The organism is Paraburkholderia tagetis (assembly GCF_022213065.1).
GTDB lineage: Bacteria > Pseudomonadota > Gammaproteobacteria > Burkholderiales > Burkholderiaceae > Paraburkholderia > Paraburkholderia tagetis.
This window is the reverse complement of record NZ_JAKLJA010000017.1, coordinates 112846-133822: the sequence shown is the minus strand read 5'-3', so window position 1 is coordinate 133822 and position 20977 is coordinate 112846. Positions and strand designations below refer to the sequence as shown.

Here is a 20977-nt window from a genome sequence, read left to right as displayed (position 1 = left end):
ATCCGGTCACATCCGGTCAGGTCGTACGATCCGCCTTCCAGGGCCCAACGACTGTCGGTTAGGCCACACTGAGGATCAAGCAGGGGTGCGGGGCGAGGCTGCGTGCGCCACGCGCTCATTGACCGACGCGGCCACGGCCTGCGCCATCTCGTCCACCGTTATCGAAGTCATGCAGCGGTGTTTTTCGGCCTCGCAGGTATGGAGCCAGCAGCCGGCACATTCGGTCTTGTGAAAGATCACCTTGTGACCCGTCCCGAACGGGAACCAGACCTTGGACATCACGCGCGCGGAAAACGGCGCCACGCATTTGGTCCCCACTGCGGCGGCCAGATGCATGGGGCCGGAGTCCGGACCCATGTAGAGCGTTGCCCTTTCCAGAACGGCCGCCGTCTCGCGCGGCGCGAGCTGACCGCAAAGGTTCAGCTTCGCACCTTGCCATCCGGCGGCGATCTGCTCCGCCATCCCGGTGTCCGCCGCCGAGCCGAGGAAGACCATCCCCATCTCCGGATACGCCTGCGACAGCGCCTCGCATAGCGCGCGCCACCGCTCACGCCCCCAATCCGTGGTTTGCCGGTTGCTGCCGGGGGCGCACGCGAAGAAACGCATGCCGCGCATCGGCGCAAGCTTTTCGCTCGCGACCCACCGCTCCGACGGCGTCAAATGCAGGTCCCAGTTCTCGGGCCGCTCGATGCCTGCATCACCGAGCTTGCTGAGCGAGCGTGCGAGCCGGGACGCTTCCGGCTCCCACTCATGCGACTGCGCATCGACGTGATGCTCGAGCGGGCCGCCATCGCCCATGCCATAGATGCGCTTGATGCCGGCCAGCCGGAAGAACGCCTGGTCGCGATGCATATATTTGACGCGCCCGAACTCCGACAGGTAAATCAGCACCTGCGGACGATACAGCCGGATCTTCAGCAGCAGGGCGAGCTTGTCCAACCACGTGTTGACGCCGATCTGAATCAGCCAGAACTTGTCGATGAGCCCGGAGCCCTCCAGGATCGAGACTGAAGCCGCGCTTCGGCTGACGCGCGGGCGATTCGTCACCATCACCCGTTTTGCCTGCGGAAAGGTACGCGCGACGAGGTGCAAGCACGGCAGCGTGATCACCGTATCGCCGAGACTGCCGATGCGGTAAATCAGTACCCTCTTGATGGTGTTGTCTGGCACGGTTCCTCCCCCATCCGGATTCCTGGCCCGGCCGCCACTGACGGTGGCCATCTGGTCAGGTCGTACGATCCGCTTTCCGGGGCCGCGCGACTGTCGGTTAGGCCACACTGAGGACCGGGCAAGGGCGCCAGGCGAGGCCACACGCGCCAGACATGCACCGCACGTGACCCACGCGTAACCCCGCGCGCGCCATGCGTGCGTTATACGTGCGTCATACGTGCCGCACACGTCATACGTGGCCTGGCGCAACGAGACGCGCCTCAACGTGGCCGAGAGCACAGTCGGGCGCGGCGGCGACCCGCACAATGCGTGAAGCGCACCGTTGCGGGTCGCGCCCGCTCGCGCCCGATCACGCGCCCCGAGCCCGATCACGCGCGCCGAGCCCGCATCGCGCCGCGCCGCTCATGAGGAGCCCCCTCCATGACCCTGTTGTCGGACGCGCTCGCACGCGAGCGCAATAACTTCGACCTCGTGCGCCTGCTCGCCGCCGCTGCGGTGGTCTACGCGCACTCGTTCGTGGTCCAGTCACCCGATGGACACACGGACCTCGTCGCCGCCCTGCTCGGCTTCGACTATTCCGGCAGCCTCGGCGTGTTCGCGTTCTTTTTGCTAAGCGGCCTGCTCGTGACCGCGAGCTTCGACCGGCAACGCTCCGCCATGCGTTTCGTCATCCTGCGCACGGCGCGCATCTGGCCGGCCATCGCCGTGGCGTCGCTCGTCGCGATCTTCATCATCGGGCCGTTCCTCACCACGCTGCCCTTGCGCAAGTACTTCGCCTCGGGCCTCACGTGGGGCAATCTCGACAGCTTCTCCGTCATCATGCTCGGCAAGCCGATACAACTGCCCGGCGTCTTCGAGACAAATCACGCGCCCAACGCAATCTACGCGCCGCTGTGGACGCTGCCGATCGAAGTGCGCTACTACATCGTCGTGCTCGTGACGGGCGTGCTGGGTTTGCTGAAGAGCCCGCGCAGAATGCTCGTGGCCGTGTTGATCGGCATGGTGCCGTTTCTCGTTCATCCCCATTTAGAGCCGCATGTGCACTTCACGCTGCGCGATCTGGCGAACAAGCCTGGCGGCCCCAATGGCTATGCTTACTTTCCCGAGCCCGTTTTTATGACCGGCATGTTGCTTTATGCGTTGCGCGATCGCATTCATATCTGCGGCTGGGTTGCTGTGGCACTGTTCGCGGTGTATATCGGCCTGCGCGGCACCGCGCTCGCACAACCCATGTTTTACGTGGCGTTCGGGTATGGCGTGCTGTGGGTCGGGACCACGCCGCTGCTGCATCGCTTCGCGCCGCGTAATGACTACTCGTTCGGGATCTATATTTATGGATTCGCTACTCAGCAGGTTGTCGCGCATTTTTGGCCGAATCTCGATCATCTGAGCGCGCTGTGGATTGCTGCGCCTGGCGTGTTCGCGTGTGCGTTCGTATCGTGGCATTGTGTTGAGAAGCCTGCAATCAAGTGGACGCGCCGGCGGCTTGCGAGGGCGCGTAAGGAGGCGCAGGATGCTGCGCGCATGGATGGGGTCGCGGTGCGCTAGGTGCTTCGGTGCAGTTGCTCTTTCGCGGTTGCTCTTTCGCGGTTGCTCTTTCGCGTTTCCTTGTGTTCGTGTCGGTCTATTAGCGTTGCCCCTGTGCGGGGCGGCACCTACTTTTCTTTGCAGCCGCAAAGAAAAGTAGGCAAAAGAAAGCGGCTCAAACCGCCAGTGTGACGCCGTCCACCTCTTGCCTTATATCGAAGTGGTTCCGGGGCATCCGTCACCTCGCACCTTCAAACTCAGTGACAAAGGGCCCACACATCCCGCTGCTCGCTACGCGCGCAGCGGTCGGGTATGCATGGGAAACCAGGCATGCTGCCTCGGCACTCGAATGCGCATGCACTGCATCAATGCACAGGCATCCTGATGGTTTTGGATTATGCCCCACGGCGCGCGTAGCGCCGCCGGAGGTATGAGCCCTTAGTCACTCTGTTATACGGCGCGTGATGACAGACGCTCCGGAACCGCTCCGATCACAGGCAAGAGGTGGACGGCGTAACACTAGCGGTGTGAGCGGCTTTCTTTTGCCTACTTTTCTTTGCCGCTGCAAAGAAAAGTAGGTGCCGCCCCGCACAGGGGCAACGCTAATAGACCGACACGAAAACAAGGAAACGCGAAAAACGAAAACCGAAAAACGAAAAACAAGCCTCAACCACGCCCCGATATACGACGCGGCATCGCCTGCCGCACGAACGATGCGCGCCGCTCCTGCCCATCGCGTGCCTGAGCACGCCCCACAGCAAGCTCGGGTTGCGCATCGGTGGTAACAACAACGGGCCCCTTGCGCACGACCGCCCTCGCGCGGCGCCGCGCGCGCACCGTCAAACCGCCAGCGGCAGCAGCCAGCACATAAAAGCTCACGCCCAGATCAAAAACCGACGCCGACACCGACGCCACGATCAGCGCCGCATACACACCGTGGCGCGCAGCATAGGCAACCGCGCGATCAGTGCCCGGATACTCGCGCGGAATCGGCGTCAAAGCAGTCCTGACGAAAAACAGCCCATAAAAAACCGCCCCGGGCACACCAAGACTCGCGAGCACGACCATCACGAAACTCGACACGCGAATGCTGCCGATGCCCACACCCATGCCATAGGTATCGAGGAAGTTCGTGAACGCCTGGCTATTGAAGCTCGAACGCTCCACGCCGGATGAGCTGTCGACCTTGGCCAGTATCGTTGCGTCGACGAAGTCGCTCAGCGCCCGCACCACGCCCGGCATGAACAGCGCGATATAGAACGCCGCCAGCACGCCCACGCAGACCATGACGGTCCACATGCGTGCTTTGCGCGCGCCCGCCGCAGCCGAGATGCGGCTCGGCCGGCTCGCGAGCAATACGAGCAGATAGGCGGCAAGACCCACATAGGCGCTGCCCGAAGTGGAGATCAGGAGCAGCATGCCGGTGGCTGCCGCGAGCGCGCCCGATACTTTGGGCCGATAGCCCACCAGCCACATATTGATGCAGACCGCGAAGAGTTGCAGCGTAAAAAACGCGAATGCCGAGGCCTCACTGAAGGTGCCGCCAATGCGCAGCATGCCGCCGAGTTCCAGATTGGTGTTGTAGGCATATTGCGCCGTCTTCACGAACGCGAGCGCATCGACACCGGCAAAATGGCCGCCGATGTCCATCAAGGCGGCAAGCACGTCGAGCGCCGTAAGCACGAGCACGGCCTTGCCGAGCACGTCGTACGCGCCGCGGCACTTCATGAGCACATACGCGCTGCAGAACACCACGAGGTCGCTTACGCAGTAGAACGACTGGGAGAGATTGCCCGAGACCGGCCGCAGCGGCGTCAGCAGGCCTTCGGTGTTCGGATCGGCGCTGCGGTCGAAAACCGTGAAGACCAGCGTGGAGCCGGCGAGCACGCGCGGCAGCACGATGGCGCCGAACACGCCCCAGGCGCAGGTGCAAAAGAGCCAGAAGCCCGGCTTGCCGATCGAGATCGACTCGCTCAGCATCTTGCCGCCGCCCAGGTTGAATGCGCGGATCGCGAAGAACACGAGAAACAGATTGGCCGGCATGATGCCGATGCCGCCGGGCAGCACGATGGCCACCGCGCACGCGAGCACGCAGGACACCACCAGCGCGTAGATCGACCAGCGATATGACGCGTTGAGCGCGAACAGGCCGAAGAGAAACACGATGCCGCCGTATGCCGAAAGTCCCACTTCAATCCCCCACGACCCATGCGCGCATGCCAGCACGCACCGGATAATTACGCCGCGCCTGCCCAAGTTTCGCGAGTTTCGCGAATTGCGCGAGCCTCAGAGCTCGAGAATGCGCTGCGGATGGATGACGCCTTTCATCATGTCGACGAACGCGAGTACGTTGCCCTTCAGGCGGCCGCGATAGTCGACCAGCGGATGGCCGCGCACGCTGTGATAGAGGTTCGAGCACAGGTGGCGCGAAATGAAACGCCAGGCGCGGCGCGGATGCATGGTGTGCTTGCGCGCGAGGTAGAGCGGATTGGCGATCTGCGAGTAGCCGAAGCGCACGCCCGAGGTGCGGCCACGCTTGGTGCCCAGATGCACGCCGATGCTTCCGGGCTCGTACACGACCGTCCCGAGCAAAAGCGCATGCGCCGTGAAGTCGTAGTCCTCCTGCCAGCCGTACAGCGGCAAGGCCTCGTCGAAGCGGCACTGGCGGATCACGCGGTCGACGAACGCCATGTTGCAGCCATACGCGCAGCCAATCTCGCGGCGCTCGCCCGAGGCCCAGTGCGGTTCGCGCTCGCGCTCGCCCGACAGGTAGCGCAGCGCATCGGCTTCGCTGATGCCGCTGCCCTTGACACCGTCGGCCAGCAGTTGGCCGGTCATGCCAATCACGTCGTCACGCTCCGTGAAGAGCGCCTCGCAGGCGCGCAGCCAGCCGCGGTGCGGCCGGAAATCGTCGTCGAAAAAGCTCGCGAACCAGCGCTCGCCCGAGGCCGCGTCCGGTGCGTCCTTCAGCAGCGCCTCGATGCCCACGTTGCGCTGGGTCGTGCTGCCCGGCTTGTCGCCGACCAGCAGCGCCACGCGCGTCGACGCCAGCAGCGGATGGCCCGCCGCATCGGGCAGATCCGCCGCGCTCGCGCCCACGATATACACGCCGTCCGGCCGCGCGTCCTGGTCGTGCAGAAAGTCGAGCAGCGTCGCGGTCTCCACCGGCCGTCCCTTGGTCGCCACGATGACGTACCTCTTCATGCAAATCCCCCGGTGCCCGAATTGTCGAGGTGTTGCTTGCCGCAATTGATTGGCGTTACTGACTGAATGCGTGGCCGCGCCGGCCGCTCACGCGGAACGCCAGCGCCGTCGTATGAGCGACGGCACATCGCCCGCGCCACCCGTGCCACCCGCACCACGGTTGGCCTCCACCGTGCGCTCGACGATGCCCATAAAATCGCGCCGGAAGCGCTCGGCGGTGAAGCGCTGCGCGTTATGGCGGCACACCTCGGAACGAAACGGCACATGCGCCTCGAAACGCGCGATCGCATCGACGATGGCGTCCACGCTCTGCTCGCTGAAGAAGAGCCCCGTCGCGCGCTCGGGGTCGTGCGAGTCGATCACCGTCTCGCGCGCGCCGCCACGACCATAAGCGATCACGGGCGTACCGCACGCCTGCGCCTCCACCACCGAGATGCCGAAGTCCTCCTCGGCCGCGAACACGAACGCGCGCGCACGCTGCATGTGGTCGACCAGCACGCTGTCCGGCTGATAGCCGAGCAGATCGACGTTGGGCGCGGCGAGCACTTTGCATCGCTCGAAGTCGGGGCCATCGCCGATCACGACGAGGCGCTTGTCCGGCATCACCGCGAACGCCTCGACGATGAGCGGAATGCGCTTGTACGGCACCATCCGCGAGGCAATCAGAAAGAAGTCCTCGTGCTGCGCACCGAGCCCGAAGCGCTCGACGTCGACGGGCGGATAGATCACGACCGCCTCGCTGCCGTACACCTTGCGGATGCGCCGCGCGACGAAACCCGAATTGGCGACGAACGCATCCACGCCGTGTGCCGTGCGCTGGTCCCAGATGCGCATGTAGTGCAGCAGGCTGCGCGCGAGCCAACTCTTGACGCCGCGCCTGAGGCCGGCTTCGTCGAGATACTGGTGCTGCAGGTCCCACGCGTAGCGAATCGGCGAGTGCACGTAGCTCACGTGCACCTGGTTGGGCCCGGTCAGCACGCCCTTGGCCACGGCATGGCTCGACGAGAGCACGAGGTCGTAGCTGGACAGATCGAACTGCTCGACGGCGAGCGGCATGAGCGGCAGATAGGCGCGAAACGACGACTTCGCGCGCGGCAGATGCTGGATGAACGAGGTGCTCGCATGCTTGCCGCCGAGCGCGTCGCGATGCTGCTCGGGAAAGAAGTCGACGATGCTGTAGAGGTCGGCGTTGGGGAACATGCGGATGATCTGCTCGAGCACCTTCTCCGAACCCGCATACGAAACGAGCCAGTCGTGAACGATCGCCACCCGGCCATAGCGCCCCGCATCATCGGCCCCGTCCGCCCCGAGCGTCGGATGCGTCCGGCGCGGGGCGTGACTGGAAGGGCCGGCGTGAACTACATGAGCCATGGCGAGATCTCCTCGATCAACTTGACGGCGGTGGCCCGCCATGTGAGCGCTGCCGTGCGCTCGCGGCCGCGCGCGCGCAGCGTCTCGCGCAGCGCGGCGTCGGCGGTGACGCGCTCTAGCAGCGCGGCGAGCTGCGCGGGATCGTCGGGCGAGGTGTAGAGCACGGCGTCTGCGCAAGCCTCCACGACCGACGGCAGGCGCGAGGCGATCACCGGACAGCCGAGCGCGAGCGCCTCGACGGGCGGCAGTCCGAACCCCTCGTAGCGCGACGGATAAACGAAGCAGGCGGCGCGCCGGTAGAGCGAGACGAGCGCTGCGTCGCTCACGTAGCCGAGGTGCTTCACGAAACCGGGCAGCGCGCCGCCCGAGGCGCCGTACACGCGCGCATCGCCGCCGCCCACGACCACGATGTCGAACTGGGCGTCGCGTATCAGTTGCGCCGCCTCGGCCACGAGCTGGAAGTTCTTGTGGCGGTTCAGGCTGCCCACCGCGAGCACGAAGGGACGCTCTCCTTGTCCTCCCACGTCCTGCGCCCCGAGCATGCGCAGCATGTGCTCGCCGCTTTCGTAGACCACGCCGATCTTCGCGAACGGAATGCGATACGCCTCGCACAGTTCGCGCCGCGAGAATTCGGAGACGGTGATCACGCGGCGCGCGATGCGCCCGATGCTCGGCGCCATCAGCCGGTACCAGGCGACGAACGAGCGGCTGTAGCTGTCCGGCACGCGCGCGGGCGCCGCGTCGTGCAGCACGGTCACCTGGCTGCGATACATGAGCGGCCCCGAATTGCACAGGTTCAGCAGCAGGCCGCCGCGCACCGCCTGAGGCAGCGCGAATTGCTCCCAGCGCAGGCCGTTGCCCTTGCCGCTCGCGCGCAGTTGCACGTGCGAGAACGGGTTCGGCATCCCGGCAAGCGCGGCCGGCACGACGATCTGCGCGCGCAGGCCCGCCACGATCGGGTCGCCCGCCGCGATCAGCTCGTCGATGGCGCGCACGGTCTCGAAGGCGAAGCGGTCGACGCCCGTGGCGCGGCGGCCGAGAAAGCGGCCGTTGATCACCAGTGGGCGGGCTTGCGGAGTGTTCATCGGCATGATCCGGACAGGTTCGATCTTCAGCCGCGCGCGGCCACTGAGCCGCGCATGGCAAACCGCGCAGCGGGGTTCGAGATGTATCGAAGCGCGAAATGATTGATCTGACGCGATGGAATCAGGCACATCAGCGTGAGGCCCAGCGCGCCCGCCTTCTTGCCCGCGCTCCAGTACGGGTTGCCCACGAGCGAGGCGAAATAGCGGCGCGACTCGAACATCAGCCAGCGCCAGCGCTCGACGGTCGACGCTTCGTAGAGCCGCACGCACAGCCGGTTCTTCTCGTACGAAAAATCGATGAAATGCGCCGGCAGATCCTCGCCCAGGCGCGTGCGGATCATGTGTCGCAAAGTCTCCCAGCGCCACGGGAACGAACGCTCCACTTCACTCACGTCCTCGCAGTTGCCAAGCGAGAGTCCCGCCTGACCAATCGAGTCGCCGCGCTTGTCCTCGGCCTTGCGGTGCACGCGGTAGCCGCCCAGCGTGCTATCGAGCGCGCAGATCGCGCCCGTGAGCGCAATGCCGTAGATCGCGAAGAAGTCAGCCGCCTTGCGGTGCTGCCACGACATCGGGATGGGAAAGACCGAACGCAGCGCGCTCACACGGTAGGCGTTACCCGAGGCCGGCGGCGAAGGATAGAGCCAGCCGCGCCGCAACAGCGCGGCGCAGTCGCTCGGCGGCGTGGAGTGCGGCACGCGCACGCCGGTGCGCACGCCCTCCTCGCTGATCACGTCGAGCCGGAACTGCACCTTGGCGTAGTTGCCCGACCCGAACGCGCGCAGCACTTCGCCGCAGGCATCCGGGTAGAGGATGTCGTCCGAGTCGAGAAACAGCACGTACTCGGTCTGCACGAGCGCAAGGCCGAGGTTGTAGACGGAAGACTGTCCCTGGTTCTCCTTGAAAACGGGCGTCACGCGCTCACCGAAGCTTTCGATGATCGTGCGCGAATCGTCCGTGGAGCCGTCGTCGATCACCAGCACGCGTACGCATTCGTCCGAGCCCGGCCGCGCATTCATCTGCACGTTCGCGAGCGCCGACTCGATCGCTTCGCGCAGGAAGCGTGCGTAGTTGTAGTTGCCGATGACAACGGTGATGTCCTTCATGGCGTCAGCTCCCGGTCACGCCACCTTGCGGCTCGGTGTAGCTCGCATAGCCGTAGGCGGCGTATTCGCTGCCGTACTTGCCGGGCCGCGAGGTCATGTCGTTGAAGATCACGCCGCGAATCGGCACGCCGATCTGCTCGAAGCGGCGCACCGATTCGCGCAGCTCCGAGACGCTCGTCACGCCGTAGCGCGCGATCAGGAACACCGTGCCCGCGAGATTGGCCACGATGCCCGAGTCGGCCACCGGCAGGATCGGCGGCGCGTCGATCAGCACGACGTCGTAGATGCCGTCCGCCCACTGCGCGAAGCGCTGGAAGCTGCGGCTCTTGAGCAGCTCGCTCGCGTTCGTCACGTAGCCGCCGTTGGCGACGAAATCGACACCCGGCATGACCTGCTGATGCACGACCTGGTCGTAGCCGCCGTCCTGCTCGACGATGTCGGTGATGCCGGGGCTCGACGGCACGCCCACATGCCGGTTGAGCGAGCCGCGCCGCAAGTCGGCGTCCACCAGCAGCACGCGCTTGCCCGACGAGCCGAGCAGCGCCGCGAGGTTCACCGAGACGAACGATTTGCCCACCACGGGCGTAGGCCCGGCCAGCAGCACGATGCGATTGGACGCCTCCTCCAGCGCGAATTCGAGCGCGCTGCGGAAGCTGCGCAGGCTCTCGACGGCCGCGTCGAACGACGCCGTGCGCGCGAGCACCGTGGTCATGCCCGGCGTGCTCGACGGCAGGCGCCGCGTGAGCACATGCTGCACGCGGCTGCGCGGCACGGCCGCGTAGACCGTGAGGCCCGTGCCCACTTCGATGTCGTCCACCACGGCAATGCCGCTGTTGAGCTTGCGCTTGAGCAGGGCGAACGCCACGCTCACGAACAGTCCCGTGAGCAGCGCGGCCACGAGGATGAACGCGCGCTTGGGCCGCACCGGGCTTTCGGGTACGGCGGCGCCGTCGATCAGACGCACGTTCGAGACCTTGCCGGCCTTGAGCAGACGCAGTTGCTCCTTGTTGTTCAGCAGGTTCGTGTAGATGTTGGTGTCCACCGTCACCTCGCGCTGCAACCGCAGCACGCCCTGTTCGAGCGGCGGCAGCGCGCGCGTTTGCGTGGCGAGCAGGGCGAGCGACTTCTGCGCCTCGTCGAGCTGCCCGTCGATGGCGATCACGGCCGGGTTGTCCGACGTGAAGCGCGCGAGCAGTTGCGCGCGCTGCTGGCGCAAGTCGGCGATGCGCGACTGCGCCAGCGCGGAGCTTTGCAACAGCGCCGTGGCTTCGGCGCCCAGGTCCACCGCGCCGTGCGCCGAACGAAACGCGTTGAATTCGCTCTCCGCTTTTTCGAGTTGCGCCTTCAGTTCGGGCAGTTGCTTGTCGAGGAAGGCGATCTGCTTTTCGGCTTCCTCCTGCGTGCGCTGCACGTTCTGCCGCACATATTCGTTGCCGATGGCGTTCAGGATCGCGGCGGTCTTGACCGGATCCGCGCCTTCGAGCGCGACGCCGATCACGTCGGATTCCTTACCTTTCTCGGAGATCATCAGGCCGGTTTGCAGGGCCTGAATCGCGGTGAGTTCGGAGCTGCGGACGATCTGGAACGTCACGCCGGGGTGCGCGTCGATCGAATTGACGAGCAGGTCGATCGCGCCACCCGGCACTGTCACGTGCAGCGGCTCGCCAACCTTGCCCTCCATTTGCACGCCGTCGTGGCTGAGCGTGTAGGCGCCGTCGGGCTTCGTGGTGAGAACGAAGCGCACGCCATGAAGCCGGTCGGGCACGTCGAAGCGCGCCACGTCGATGGCCTCGTTGCCCCACGCGTAGCCGCCCCAGCCCGACCATCCCGACATGTGCAGATGATGCGCGACCCACTGGCCGACCACCGGGAAAAAGCGCGGCGTGACGTCGAGATAGAGCCGCGTCGAGTCCACCGCGCGCGAAACGATCATGCGCGAGCGCAGCACCTCGATCTCGGCCGAGGCCGCGGTCTTCACCGCGAACATCGACGACAGATCGGCCAGCGCGCTCTTGGCGGAATTCTGGTTCTCCTCGACCTGAACGAGAACGTCGGCCTGATAGATGGGCTGCGCGAGCAGTGCGTACGCGCCGCCGACGACCGCGAACAGCGCGGTGACGATGGCGATCATCTTGCGGCTCTGGTAGAGCGTGTCGAGCACGCCGCTGATATGGCCGCCCTCGGGAGGCGCGGGTAGCCCCTGTTCAGGGGGCCCTTCGAGCAGGTAGTCACGCTGGTTCATCTGTTCTCTCCATTGGGGCGCCGGCAGCCATGTCCGGCAGAGGCGGTGCCCTATGTCTTATGCGATTAGTAGCCCACGGCGCGGCCGGCTGCGGCCGCCTGGGTGGCCGGCAGGATCATGTTGATGACACGGCTCCACTTCACGAGCGCGGAGGCATCGACGAAGACGACATCGTTGGGCTTGAGCTCGAATGCGTCGGCCGTGGCCATCGCGGCGGCCGACGAGGCGTCGAGATGGAAAACCTGAGGTTTGGAGGACTCGCGCCCGCGCACGACGTACACCTGGGAGGCGTCGCCCGATGTCTGGCTGATGCCGCCCGCGTCGCCCAGCGCCTGATTCAGCGACATGTGGCCGTTGTTGAACATCACGCCGCCGGGACGCTGCACTTCGCCGATCACGAAGACCTTGCTGTCCGCCTGCGCGAACACGCGCACGAGGTCGCCGTCGCGCAGGACGATGCGGTCCGGGTTCACGCCTTTGCGGATCATGTCGGGCATGTCCACGACCACGGTTTCGTCGCCGCGCGTGACCGCCACGCGCGAGCGGTCCGACTTCTCGGTGAAGCCGCCCGCGCGGTTGACCGCCTCGGGGAGGGTCATCGGCATGTCGTTGAGCACCTGCACGCCCGGCGTCTTCACTTCGCCGTCGAGGTAGACGCGTTTGCTGCGATAGGTCTGGATGCGCACCGTGACCTGGGGCTGGCGCACGTATTTCGCGAGCTTCTCCGCGAGCGCGTCGCGCACGCCCATCTCCGTGAGCCCCGCGACCTTGAGCGGACCAATATAGGCATACTGGATGAAGCCGTTCGTATCGACGGTATAGCCCTGCGCGACCGAGTTGGCGCCGGACGCATCGGCGCCGTTGCCCGAGGCCACCGAGCCCGGCATGTTGAGCTCGGGGTGATCCCACACCACGATGCTCAGGATGTCGCCCGGCCCGACTTCATACGGCTTGGCCTTGGCGAACAGCGACTGGACGCCCTTGGGCACGCCGGTAGGCCGCGCGGCGCGCTCCGTCTCGACCAGCTCGCGCGTGATTTCGATCAGCGAGCCCGCAGGCGCGCCGTCCGCACCCGCCTTCGCCAGCGTGCTCGCCGCGAGGTTCGTGCCGCTCGGCACGGTGGAACCGGTGGTCGCCAGCGCCCCGCCGCCCGAACCCGACGCCATGCTGCTATAGCTCATGCCCGGCGAAAGCATGCAACCGGCCAGCGCCGCAGCCGCTGCCGCGGACACCAGCCCCTTCGCCAGCCTCACGGGCTGCACAAAATCGAGCGCGCGCGCGTGCCACGACGGCGCGTGCGCTCGTTCACGCGGTCGTTCCGGTCGTTCACGCGATCGTTCCGCTCGTTCCAGTCGTTCCAGTCGTTCCGCTCGGTCCGCTTGATTCGCTCGTTCCGGGCGGACCGCCTGCTGCAGCAAACGCCTGCTTGCCCGGCGCGCATCCGCCAGCCATGTCCCGCACACCTTGCTGAGTCCCATCGTCCTACCCCCAATCTTGCGTTTGGCCGTCCCGTGACGTCGTGTGCACCACGAATCCCGGCCTGCGAACTTCAGTCCTCGCCCTGCGCTTCGTGCCGCTCCCTGCGTGTGTGCTTCAACTTCCTCCCGCCACACCGAACACCGAACCTTTACGCCCTCAACCGGTTCCTCCCTGATTGCCCCATTGCCGTCTTTTTTCTTGTCCCTGTGTCAGGTGCACATACCGGCGCGCCAGCGGCCGTTCCTCGCCTGTTCCTAGCATCAATACGCGCCAGTTCCTCGAATCACCACGAAGAAGGTCTTGAAGAGAATCTCGATGTCCCGATGCAGCGACCAGTTCTGCACGTAGTTCACGTCGAGCGAAACGCGCGTCGCGTAGTCGGTCTCGCAGCGCCCGCTCACCTGCCAGAGCCCCGTGATGCCGGGCGTCGCCATCAGGTAGTACTTGCTGTTGATGCCGTAGCGCTCCAGTTCCTGGTCGATGATGGGGCGAGGTCCGACGAGGCTCATCTCGCCACGCACCACGTTCCAGAGCTGCGGCAGTTCGTCGAGACTCGAGCGGCGCAGGAAGTGGCCGATACGCGTGACGCGCACGTCGTGCTTGAGCTTGAACTCGCGCTCCCACTCGGCGCGCGCCTCGGGGTCGGTGGCGAGCAGTTGCTTGAGCACCTCCTCCGAATTCACCACCATCGAGCGAAACTTCAGACAACGAAACTTCTTGCCATTGCGCCCGACCCGCGTATGACCGTACAACGCGGGCCCGCCATCGCTCTTCACGATCAGCGCCAGCAAGAGGAGCGCAGGCAGCAGCATCACGATCAGCATGGAGCCGACCACAATGTCGAACACGCGCTTCACCGCATGCCGCGCCGCGCCCATGCGCGAGCGCGCATCGAGCTGCGCCACCGGCACTCCCGGCACTCCGGGCACCGCGTGCACCACCGGCGCAAGCTGCACCACTGGCACCAGCGCCCCGAGCGGCTCACGCACCGCGTGCACCACCGGCGCAAGCTGCACCACCGGCACCAGCGCCCCGAGCGGCTCATGCACCGCGTGGCTGCGCCGCAACCACGCACCCGCGTGACGCGCCGCGCTGAATCCACTGACGAAAAGCGCGTGCGAAGCGAGCAGCGAAATACCTGTGGTCAGCGTCCAGTGGATGAACCACGGCATGGAAATCAGATGATCTCGATGCAGGCCATAAAGCAGGGCCAGCGCGCAAAGCTGCACCGCGAGCCACGCAAACGCCGTGCGGCTCGCGACATTCATGACCGAGCGGCTGCCGCGCGACGGATAGGTGCCGCACGCGGGAAACACGGACAACGCCAGCGCCGCCACGAAGGCGACGAGCGTGGGATCGAGACGATGCGCCGGGCTCACGTCGGGGAGGTTCAGATTCAGGTGCACGGCTCCAAACGCACCCAGCACGATAAGCGCGATATCGATCGCGCGATGGACTAGCGCATACATATCCCTACCCCAAAAACGTGGCGTGTTCAGTGAACGTATTCGCCCCCATGCAGCGCGTTGCTGTCGTGTCACCTGCAACGGTCATCTGGCGTCGGTGCCGAACGGTGTGTGCTTCCCCGTTCGCCGCCACCCGAGACGACACGCGCAGATCGTCCTGTCCACGCAGTACGCTTTTGTTGAGGATCCCGGCACTGCTCGTGCGATGTCCGGGTCCATATCGACACGGTACGAGGAGCGCAGCGGCGATTCCGTGCGCAACCCCACCAACGGTTTGTGATCGTCGTGAAAGGATTTATCGCGCGGCGTGCAAGCACGCGCGGCAGATGCGATTGCGCGCGCAACCGCACCGAAAGCGGTGCATTTCACTGATCAATTGATTGATCGAAGGAATGCATGCGGCGCCATGAATTCACATCGCGTGGCTATGGCGCGTGGGTTTTCGTATGGGTTTTCGTATGGGTTTTCGAATTAGTCTGCGCATTGCCGCTTTTTCAATTTGCCGGACGAAAGCGTGCGCTATGCGACGAACCTTCAGCGAACCTTCATCGAAACTTCAGCGCACCTTGGCCACGCCCGCATAACGTCCGCCGAAAAACACGAGCGGTGCGCGCTCGTCGAGCGAAAACGCCATGACCTCTCCCACGAACAACGTGTGATCGCCGCACGCATGGCGATCGGTCATGCGCAGCCCGAAGCGCGCGACCGCACGCTCCAGCAGCACGACGCCGTCGAGCCCGTCCACTTCCGTGAAGCGCGGCGCGAGCCAGCTTTGCGGCTCGCCCGCGAAATGACGGCTATGGGGCTCCTGCTCGTCGGAGAGGACGCTCACGCCAAAGCGCTCGGCGCACATGAGCCGTTCGTGCATGCGCGCATGCTGCCCGACCGACACCACGATGAGCGGCGGCCGCAGCGAGCCCGACATGAATGCGTTGGCCGTCATGGCATGGAGCGTGTCGCCGCTGCCTGTAGAGATCACCACCACGCCGGTCGCGAAGTGCCCAAGCGCGGTGCGCAGCCGCCGCTCGTCGAAGCGCGGCGGCTCGCCTGCCTGCGTTGCCGCGCTTGTTGCCGCGCTTGTTGCCGCGTTTTTTGCCGCGCTTGTTGCCGCGTTGGTCGCCACGTTTTTTGCCACGTTGGTTGCCACATTCGTTGCCACGCTCTTCGCCACATTCGTTGCCGTGGCCGCGCTGCACTGAACATCGACGTCATGCGTCGCGCGCGCCCCGCTCGCGGCTGGTTCGCTCATCGCGAGCCCGTGTGCGTTCATGGCCGGTCTCCTTGCTGAGGCCTTCCCGGAAGACCCGGCGCCGTAGCGGATTTCAGCCGATCGCAACCGCTGCGCGATCGCCCCACGCCGCCGGTGCATCATCAAGACACTTTGCGCGCGATGAAGTGCAGCCACCACGCGTCGCTGGTCTGCTGCCCGGGCGGGATCAGATCGCCTTCGCAACTGCCATACACCGCGTCGACCTCGAAGCCCAGCGCTTCGAGCTGCCGGCGCTGCTCGGGCAGCGTGGTGTAGACGATCACAATGCCGAAGTAGTGCGCCGCCGCCGTGCGGATCGAATACCCCTCGAAGTCGCGATGCAGGCGCACATTGCGCCGGTAATTCCACGTCGCGAGCGGCAGCAGGCGCGCGGCGCGCAGCACGCGCCAGCCAAAGCGCAGCGGATTCGCGCAAAGGCGCGGCAGCAGTTGCCGCGGCCGCTCGTCGAAGCCGGGGCCGCCCCGGTTGTGCGTCGAAAAGAGCACGAGGCCGCCGGGGCGCGTCACGCGATGCATCTCGCGCAGGATGCGCACGCGGTCGTCGTAGTCCACGCAATCGATGCCGTTCCAGCTAAATGCTGTCAACGCGAAGTGGTCGCTCGGCAGCGCAGCCATGTCGCGCGCATCCATGTGACGCAGATCCACGCCGGGAAAGCGCTTGCGCGACTGCTCGAGCAGGCTCGCCGTGTAGTCGATGCCCGTATAGTCGGACGACATATGCATCATGAGCGGCACCGTGCGGCCCGCGCCGATGCCGATGTCGAGCAGCGGCTGGCCCCGGCATTCGTTTGCAATGCGCGCGAATGCGGCCTCCTCTCCCGCGTCGGTCCACATCTTCTCCCGCGTGAATTCGCGAAAGGCGTCGCGCGTCGTCCACGCTCGCTGATTGATCTGATCAAGCGGAAGCTGCATGTCCATTACGCCTCTCCAATGAGGTTCGAGACCCTGGGCCGCATATCGGCCGCACGCGGCGCAGCGGCACGCGCAGTCCGCCGTGGCGGACATCGCGCTCATTAGAACAAAGGGCCTTGCGCGCATCTGTACGCGCGCACACACACTTTCAGGCGGTTTTGGGCGCAATCTGCGGCTCGGCGGCAATGCAGCGGCGCAAGGTCGGCAGCACTTCGGTACAACGCGCTTGAGTGCGCTGCCGCACCGACGCCAACAGATACCTTTCCGTTAAATACGAGCCATTGACGCGCAGCCTGCCGACATCGCACGCGCGGGCATGGATCGTCGAAACCCGCACCTGAATCGAAGCGCCATTCACCCGAGGGGGCACCTCCGCCATGAAAACCGCACTGCGACGCATTCTTTCCGAATCGGCCCGTCTCGACGTACCGGCCGATGCGCTGGCCGACGATGCCGATCTCTACGCCGCGGGTCTTTCTTCACTCGCGACGGTCCATCTGATGCTCGCCATCGAAGACGAGTTCGGCATTGAGATCCCGGACCGCATGCTCACGCGGCGCCTGTTTTCGAGCATCGACTCGCTCGCCGCCGCGGTCACCGAGCTGCAGCAGGCAAAGGCGGCAGCATGAACGCCCCCCATACCGATGCCGCCGTGGAGCCCGAGCGGCAGGCCCCCGCCCCGGCGGATGCGTGCGCAAACGATCAAGCGGATGCTGCGGCCGATGTTCAGACGGAAGCTCCCGCGCAAGACCCTGCAACCGGCACGTGGCGCGAAGCGGCGCAGCGCGCGGCACAAGTCGCCGCGCGCCACGCCGACCATGTTGACCGCGAAGCACGCTTTCCGGTGGAAGCCTTCGATGCGCTCAAGTCCGAGCGCCTGCTCTCCGCGATGGTGCCCTCGCGCTTTGGCGGCGCGGGCCTGTCGCTCGCCGAGGTCGCGGCCATCTGCGAGACGCTCGCGCACGGCTGCGCCTCCACGGCGATGATCTACGCGATGCACCAGATCCAGGTGGCCTGCATCATGGAGCACGGCGCGCACACGCCCTGGCATCAGGACGTGCTCGCGCAGCTCGTCGAGCGCCAATGGCTGCTCGCGTCCGCCACCTCCGAGGAGAACATCGGCGGCAGCATGCGCACGAGCGCCTGCGCGGTCGAGGTCGTCGACGGGCGCTTTAACATCGAGAAAATGGCGCCCACCATTTCGTATGGCGCGCACGCCGACGGCATTCTCGTCACCGCGCGGCGCACCGCCGAATCGCCGGCCTCCGACCAGGTGCTGATCGTGACGCTGCTAGGCGATCTCGAACTGGAAAAGCGCGGCACGTGGGACTCGATGGGCATGCGCGGCACGTGTAGCGAGGGCTTTCGCCTCGTCGCGCAAGGCCACGCCGAACAGATCCTGCCCACGCCCTTCGCCGAGATTTCCGATCGCACCATGCTGCCCGTCTCGCACACGCTGTGGGCCTCGGTGTGGACCGGCATCGCCGCCGACGCCGTCAATCGCGCACAAGCGTTCTTCCGTGCTCAGGCGCGCGCCAAGCCCGGCTCCGTGCCGCCGGCGGGCATGCGGCTCGCCGAGGCGGTGGGCCTGTTGCAGATGATGCAGGCACGCCTTTCGGTGGCGCTCGACGCGGCGCAGGCGGAGCACGATGCGCGCCTCGCGCGCCAGGCACAGCAGGGCCACCCGGGCGATCAAGGCGGTAGCGACGCGGACGCCCCGCTCTCCGCGCAACTGCACTACGCGTCGGACATGAACACGCTGAAGACGAGCATCTCCTCGACAGCGCTGCTCGTCGTGCAGGAAGTGCTGATGATCTGCGGCATGGCCGGCTACAAGAACGGCACCGAGTACAGCGTGGGCCGCCATCTGCGCGACCTGCATTCGGCGCCGCTCATGATCAACAACGACCGCATCGCCCAGAACACCGCGAGCCTCTTGCTCGCCCAGCGTCCGGCCAGCCCGGGGAGAGCGTGACATGAACACGATGACCGAAACCGCGGCGCTGCACGCGAGCGCCGAGGGTGCCGAGCCCTCGGCGCCGAGCTTCCGCGACGCGCTGATCGCGAGCGGCATCCTCATCGACACCGGCGAAAATGGCCTCTATGGCCGCAGCCAGGTGTTCGAAGACGTGGTCGAGCGCCTGAACGTGGCGATCACGCATCTGGGCGCCGATCAGGATCCCGAAGTGTTGCGCTTTCCGCCCGCGTTGCGGCGCACCGACTTCGAGGACAGCGAGTACCTGAAGAACTTCCCGCAGCTCGCCGGCACGATCCATTCGTTCTGCGGCAACGAAGCGGGCCAGATGCGCCTGTTGCGGTGCCTCGACGACGCCATGAGCCAGAGCGACGACGACCGCGACCCCGCATGGATGGAGCAGCAAAAGCCCACGCGCCTCGTGCTCACGCCGGCGGCCTGCTATCCGATCTATCCGGTGATGGCGCGGCGCGGCCCGCTGCCCGCGGGCGGCCACACCATCGACGTGCTCTCGTACTGCTTTCGCCATGAGCCCTCGCTCGATCCCGCGCGCATGCAGATGTTCCGCCAGCGCGAATACGTGCGCCTCGGCACTGCGGAGCAGGTCATGGCGTTCCGCCAGATGTGGATCGATCGCGGCTCGCTGCTGGTCTCGCTGCTCGGGCTGCCGGTCGACGTCGATCTCGCCAACGACCCGTTCTTCGGGCGCGGCGGCAAGATCGTCGCGGACAGCCAGCGCGTCCAGGAACTCAAGTTCGAGCTGCTGATTCCGGTGGCGAACGCGGACGGCAAGACGGCCTGCCTCTCGTTCAACTACCACATGGATCATTTCGGCGGCATCTGGAAGATCCAGTGCGACGACGGCTCGATCGCGCACACGGGCTGCGTCGGCTTCGGCATGGAGCGCATCACCCTCGCGCTCCTCAAGCATCACGGGCTCGACGTGAACGCCTGGCCCGACGAAGTGCGCGCCGTGCTGTGGGGCGACACGAAGGCACGCGTCGAGCACGCGCTTGCGGAGGCTCGCGTATGAACGCACCCACCGAGCCCGCTGCCGCGCTCACGCCCGCGGATTGCCCCAGCGGCGCCGATTCGACTGCTTCGGTTGGTGCGGCTGGTGCGGCTGGTGCGGCTGGTGCGGCTGGTTCGACGGCTTCGGCCGCTTCGGATGCAGCGCCAGCGCAAGCCGCATCGCGCGAGCACGTCTCGCACGCGCTGCATCAGGGCGAGCGCGTGTGGGTGGAGACCAACTGCTACGTCGATTTGTGGATCGAGTTGCTGCACGGCATGGGATTCGATCCGCGCGCGGCGCTCGCCTTCACGGTGACGCAGGACTTCGAGGGCGACCAGTTCACGTTCTTCAAGTTTCCGCTCGAAGACATCGAGCATCTGTACGGCACCCAGGTCACGGAGCTTGCGATCTACGATTCGCTCGAAGACCGTGTGCTCGCGCAAACGCAGCGCGGCCATACCGTGCTCGTCGAAGTGGACGGCTTCTATCTGCCGAACACGCGCGCGACTTCGTACCGGCGCGAGCATCCGAAGACCACCGTGGGCATCGACTTCATCGATCCACCTGGCAAGCGTCTGGGCTACTTCCACAACACGGGCTATCACCGGCTCGACGGCGAGGACTACGACGGCGTGTTCCGCAAGCTGCCGCAGTTCGCGGACCAGGCGGATCTGCTGTTTCCGTATGTGGAATTCGCCAAGCGCATGCGCGCGCCGCTCGAAGGCGCGGCGCTCGCGCAGGCCTCGGCCGGATTGCTGCGCGCGCATCTCGCGCGGCGCCCGCGGCGCAATCCGGTAACGGAATGGCGCACGGCGTTTCCGGCGCAGCTCGACATGCTGCTCGAACGCGGCGAACGCTTCTTTCATCCGTACTCGTTCAACCTGATGCGTCAGCTCGGCGCGAACTTCGAATTCCTCTCGAAGTATCTGCTGTGGCTGAACGAACGGGACGTGGCGATTCCGGAGACGATCGCGGCATCGGCGCAAAAGGTGGCTTCGGAAGCGATGGTGATGCAGTTCCGGCTCGTGCGCGCGATGGCGCGCAATCGCCGCGACACCTGCGACGATTGCTTCGACGTGCTCGAAGCGGAATACGCAAACACGCTAGAGCCGCTCGCCGCGCTGATGGCGTGATGGCGTGATGGCGTGACGGCGTTATGACG

At 65.9% G+C, this 20977-nt stretch carries 17 protein-coding genes; 5 read left to right on the top strand and 12 right to left on the bottom strand.

Annotated features, from left to right (window positions below; translation table 11 throughout):
• Positions 1-75: 75 nt before the first annotated feature.
• Entirely contained in the window at positions 76-1221 is a 1146-nt protein-coding gene (locus tag L5014_RS20450) for a glycosyltransferase family 9 protein (protein ID WP_238465563.1), read from the bottom strand.
• A 369-nt stretch (positions 1222-1590) separates the two neighbouring features.
• Between L5014_RS20450 and L5014_RS20445 the strand changes: the two genes are divergently transcribed.
• Complete coding sequence (locus tag L5014_RS20445; protein ID WP_238465562.1) at positions 1591-2718, top strand: acyltransferase family protein; 1128 nt, start codon at positions 1591-1593, stop codon at positions 2716-2718.
• A 645-nt stretch (positions 2719-3363) separates the two neighbouring features.
• On the opposite strand, the gene L5014_RS20440 is transcribed toward L5014_RS20445, so the two are convergent.
• The 11 genes from L5014_RS20440 to L5014_RS20390 form a co-directional block, all read right to left on the bottom strand.
• Positions 3364-4887 (bottom strand): hypothetical protein, encoded by a 1524-nt coding sequence (locus tag L5014_RS20440; RefSeq protein ID WP_238465561.1) that lies wholly within the window; start codon positions 4885-4887, stop codon positions 3364-3366.
• Positions 4888-4983: 96 nt separating this feature from the next.
• On the bottom strand, positions 4984-5901 hold the full coding sequence (locus tag L5014_RS20435) for a glycosyltransferase family 2 protein (RefSeq protein WP_238465560.1): 918 nt from the start codon (positions 5899-5901) through the stop codon (positions 4984-4986).
• An 87-nt stretch (positions 5902-5988) separates the two neighbouring features.
• Complete coding sequence (locus tag L5014_RS20430; protein WP_238465559.1) at positions 5989-7272, bottom strand: glycosyltransferase family 4 protein; 1284 nt, start codon at positions 7270-7272, stop codon at positions 5989-5991.
• Positions 7260-8357 (bottom strand): glycosyltransferase family 4 protein, encoded by a 1098-nt coding sequence (locus L5014_RS20425; protein WP_238465558.1) that lies wholly within the window; start codon positions 8355-8357, stop codon positions 7260-7262. The genes L5014_RS20430 and L5014_RS20425 overlap by 13 nt, the downstream gene beginning before the upstream one ends.
• Positions 8358-8383: 26 nt before the next feature.
• Positions 8384-9460 carry a glycosyltransferase family 2 protein gene (locus L5014_RS20420; protein ID WP_238465557.1) on the bottom strand — a complete coding sequence of 359 codons (1077 nt, stop codon included), beginning with the start codon at positions 9458-9460 and terminating at the stop codon, positions 8384-8386.
• 4 nt (positions 9461-9464) lie between these two features.
• A complete protein-coding gene (locus L5014_RS20415) occupies positions 9465-11702 on the bottom strand; it encodes a GNVR domain-containing protein (RefSeq protein WP_238465556.1) in 2238 nt (745 codons plus the stop codon).
• 65 nt (positions 11703-11767) lie between these two features.
• Entirely contained in the window at positions 11768-13180 is a 1413-nt protein-coding gene (locus L5014_RS20410) for a polysaccharide biosynthesis/export family protein (RefSeq protein WP_420800106.1), read from the bottom strand.
• A gap of 261 nt (positions 13181-13441) precedes the next feature.
• The gene (locus tag L5014_RS20405; protein ID WP_238465554.1) at positions 13442-14650 is read right to left on the bottom strand and encodes a sugar transferase; all 1209 of its coding nucleotides are present in this window, start codon (positions 14648-14650) and stop codon (positions 13442-13444) included.
• 553 nt (positions 14651-15203) lie between these two features.
• Positions 15204-15665: a flavin reductase family protein gene (locus L5014_RS20400; protein WP_274389441.1), complete on the bottom strand. Its 462-nt coding sequence runs from the start codon at positions 15663-15665 to the stop codon at positions 15204-15206.
• A gap of 353 nt (positions 15666-16018) precedes the next feature.
• On the bottom strand, positions 16019-16834 hold the full coding sequence (locus tag L5014_RS20395; protein WP_238465553.1) for a class I SAM-dependent methyltransferase: 816 nt from the start codon (positions 16832-16834) through the stop codon (positions 16019-16021).
• 142 nt (positions 16835-16976) lie between these two features.
• On the bottom strand, positions 16977-17207 hold the full coding sequence (locus tag L5014_RS20390) for a hypothetical protein (RefSeq protein WP_238465552.1): 231 nt from the start codon (positions 17205-17207) through the stop codon (positions 16977-16979).
• On the opposite strand from L5014_RS20390, the gene L5014_RS20385 reads away from it, so the two are divergent.
• The 4 genes from L5014_RS20385 to L5014_RS20370 are packed head-to-tail and all read left to right on the top strand — an operon-like array spanning position 17206 to position 20948.
• Positions 17206-17457 carry an acyl carrier protein gene (locus tag L5014_RS20385; RefSeq protein WP_238465551.1) on the top strand — a complete coding sequence of 84 codons (252 nt, stop codon included), beginning with the start codon at positions 17206-17208 and terminating at the stop codon, positions 17455-17457. The genes L5014_RS20390 and L5014_RS20385 overlap by 2 nt on opposite strands.
• A complete protein-coding gene (locus L5014_RS20380) occupies positions 17454-18803 on the top strand; it encodes an acyl-CoA dehydrogenase family protein (protein WP_238465550.1) in 1350 nt (449 codons plus the stop codon). The genes L5014_RS20385 and L5014_RS20380 overlap by 4 nt, the downstream gene beginning before the upstream one ends.
• Before the next feature lies 1 nt (position 18804).
• Positions 18805-19836 carry an amino acid--[acyl-carrier-protein] ligase gene (locus L5014_RS20375; RefSeq protein ID WP_238465549.1) on the top strand — a complete coding sequence of 344 codons (1032 nt, stop codon included), beginning with the start codon at positions 18805-18807 and terminating at the stop codon, positions 19834-19836.
• Entirely contained in the window at positions 19833-20948 is a 1116-nt protein-coding gene (locus L5014_RS20370; RefSeq protein WP_238465548.1) for a DUF1839 family protein, read from the top strand. The genes L5014_RS20375 and L5014_RS20370 overlap by 4 nt, the downstream gene beginning before the upstream one ends.
• The last annotated feature ends 29 nt before the right edge of the window (positions 20949-20977 follow it).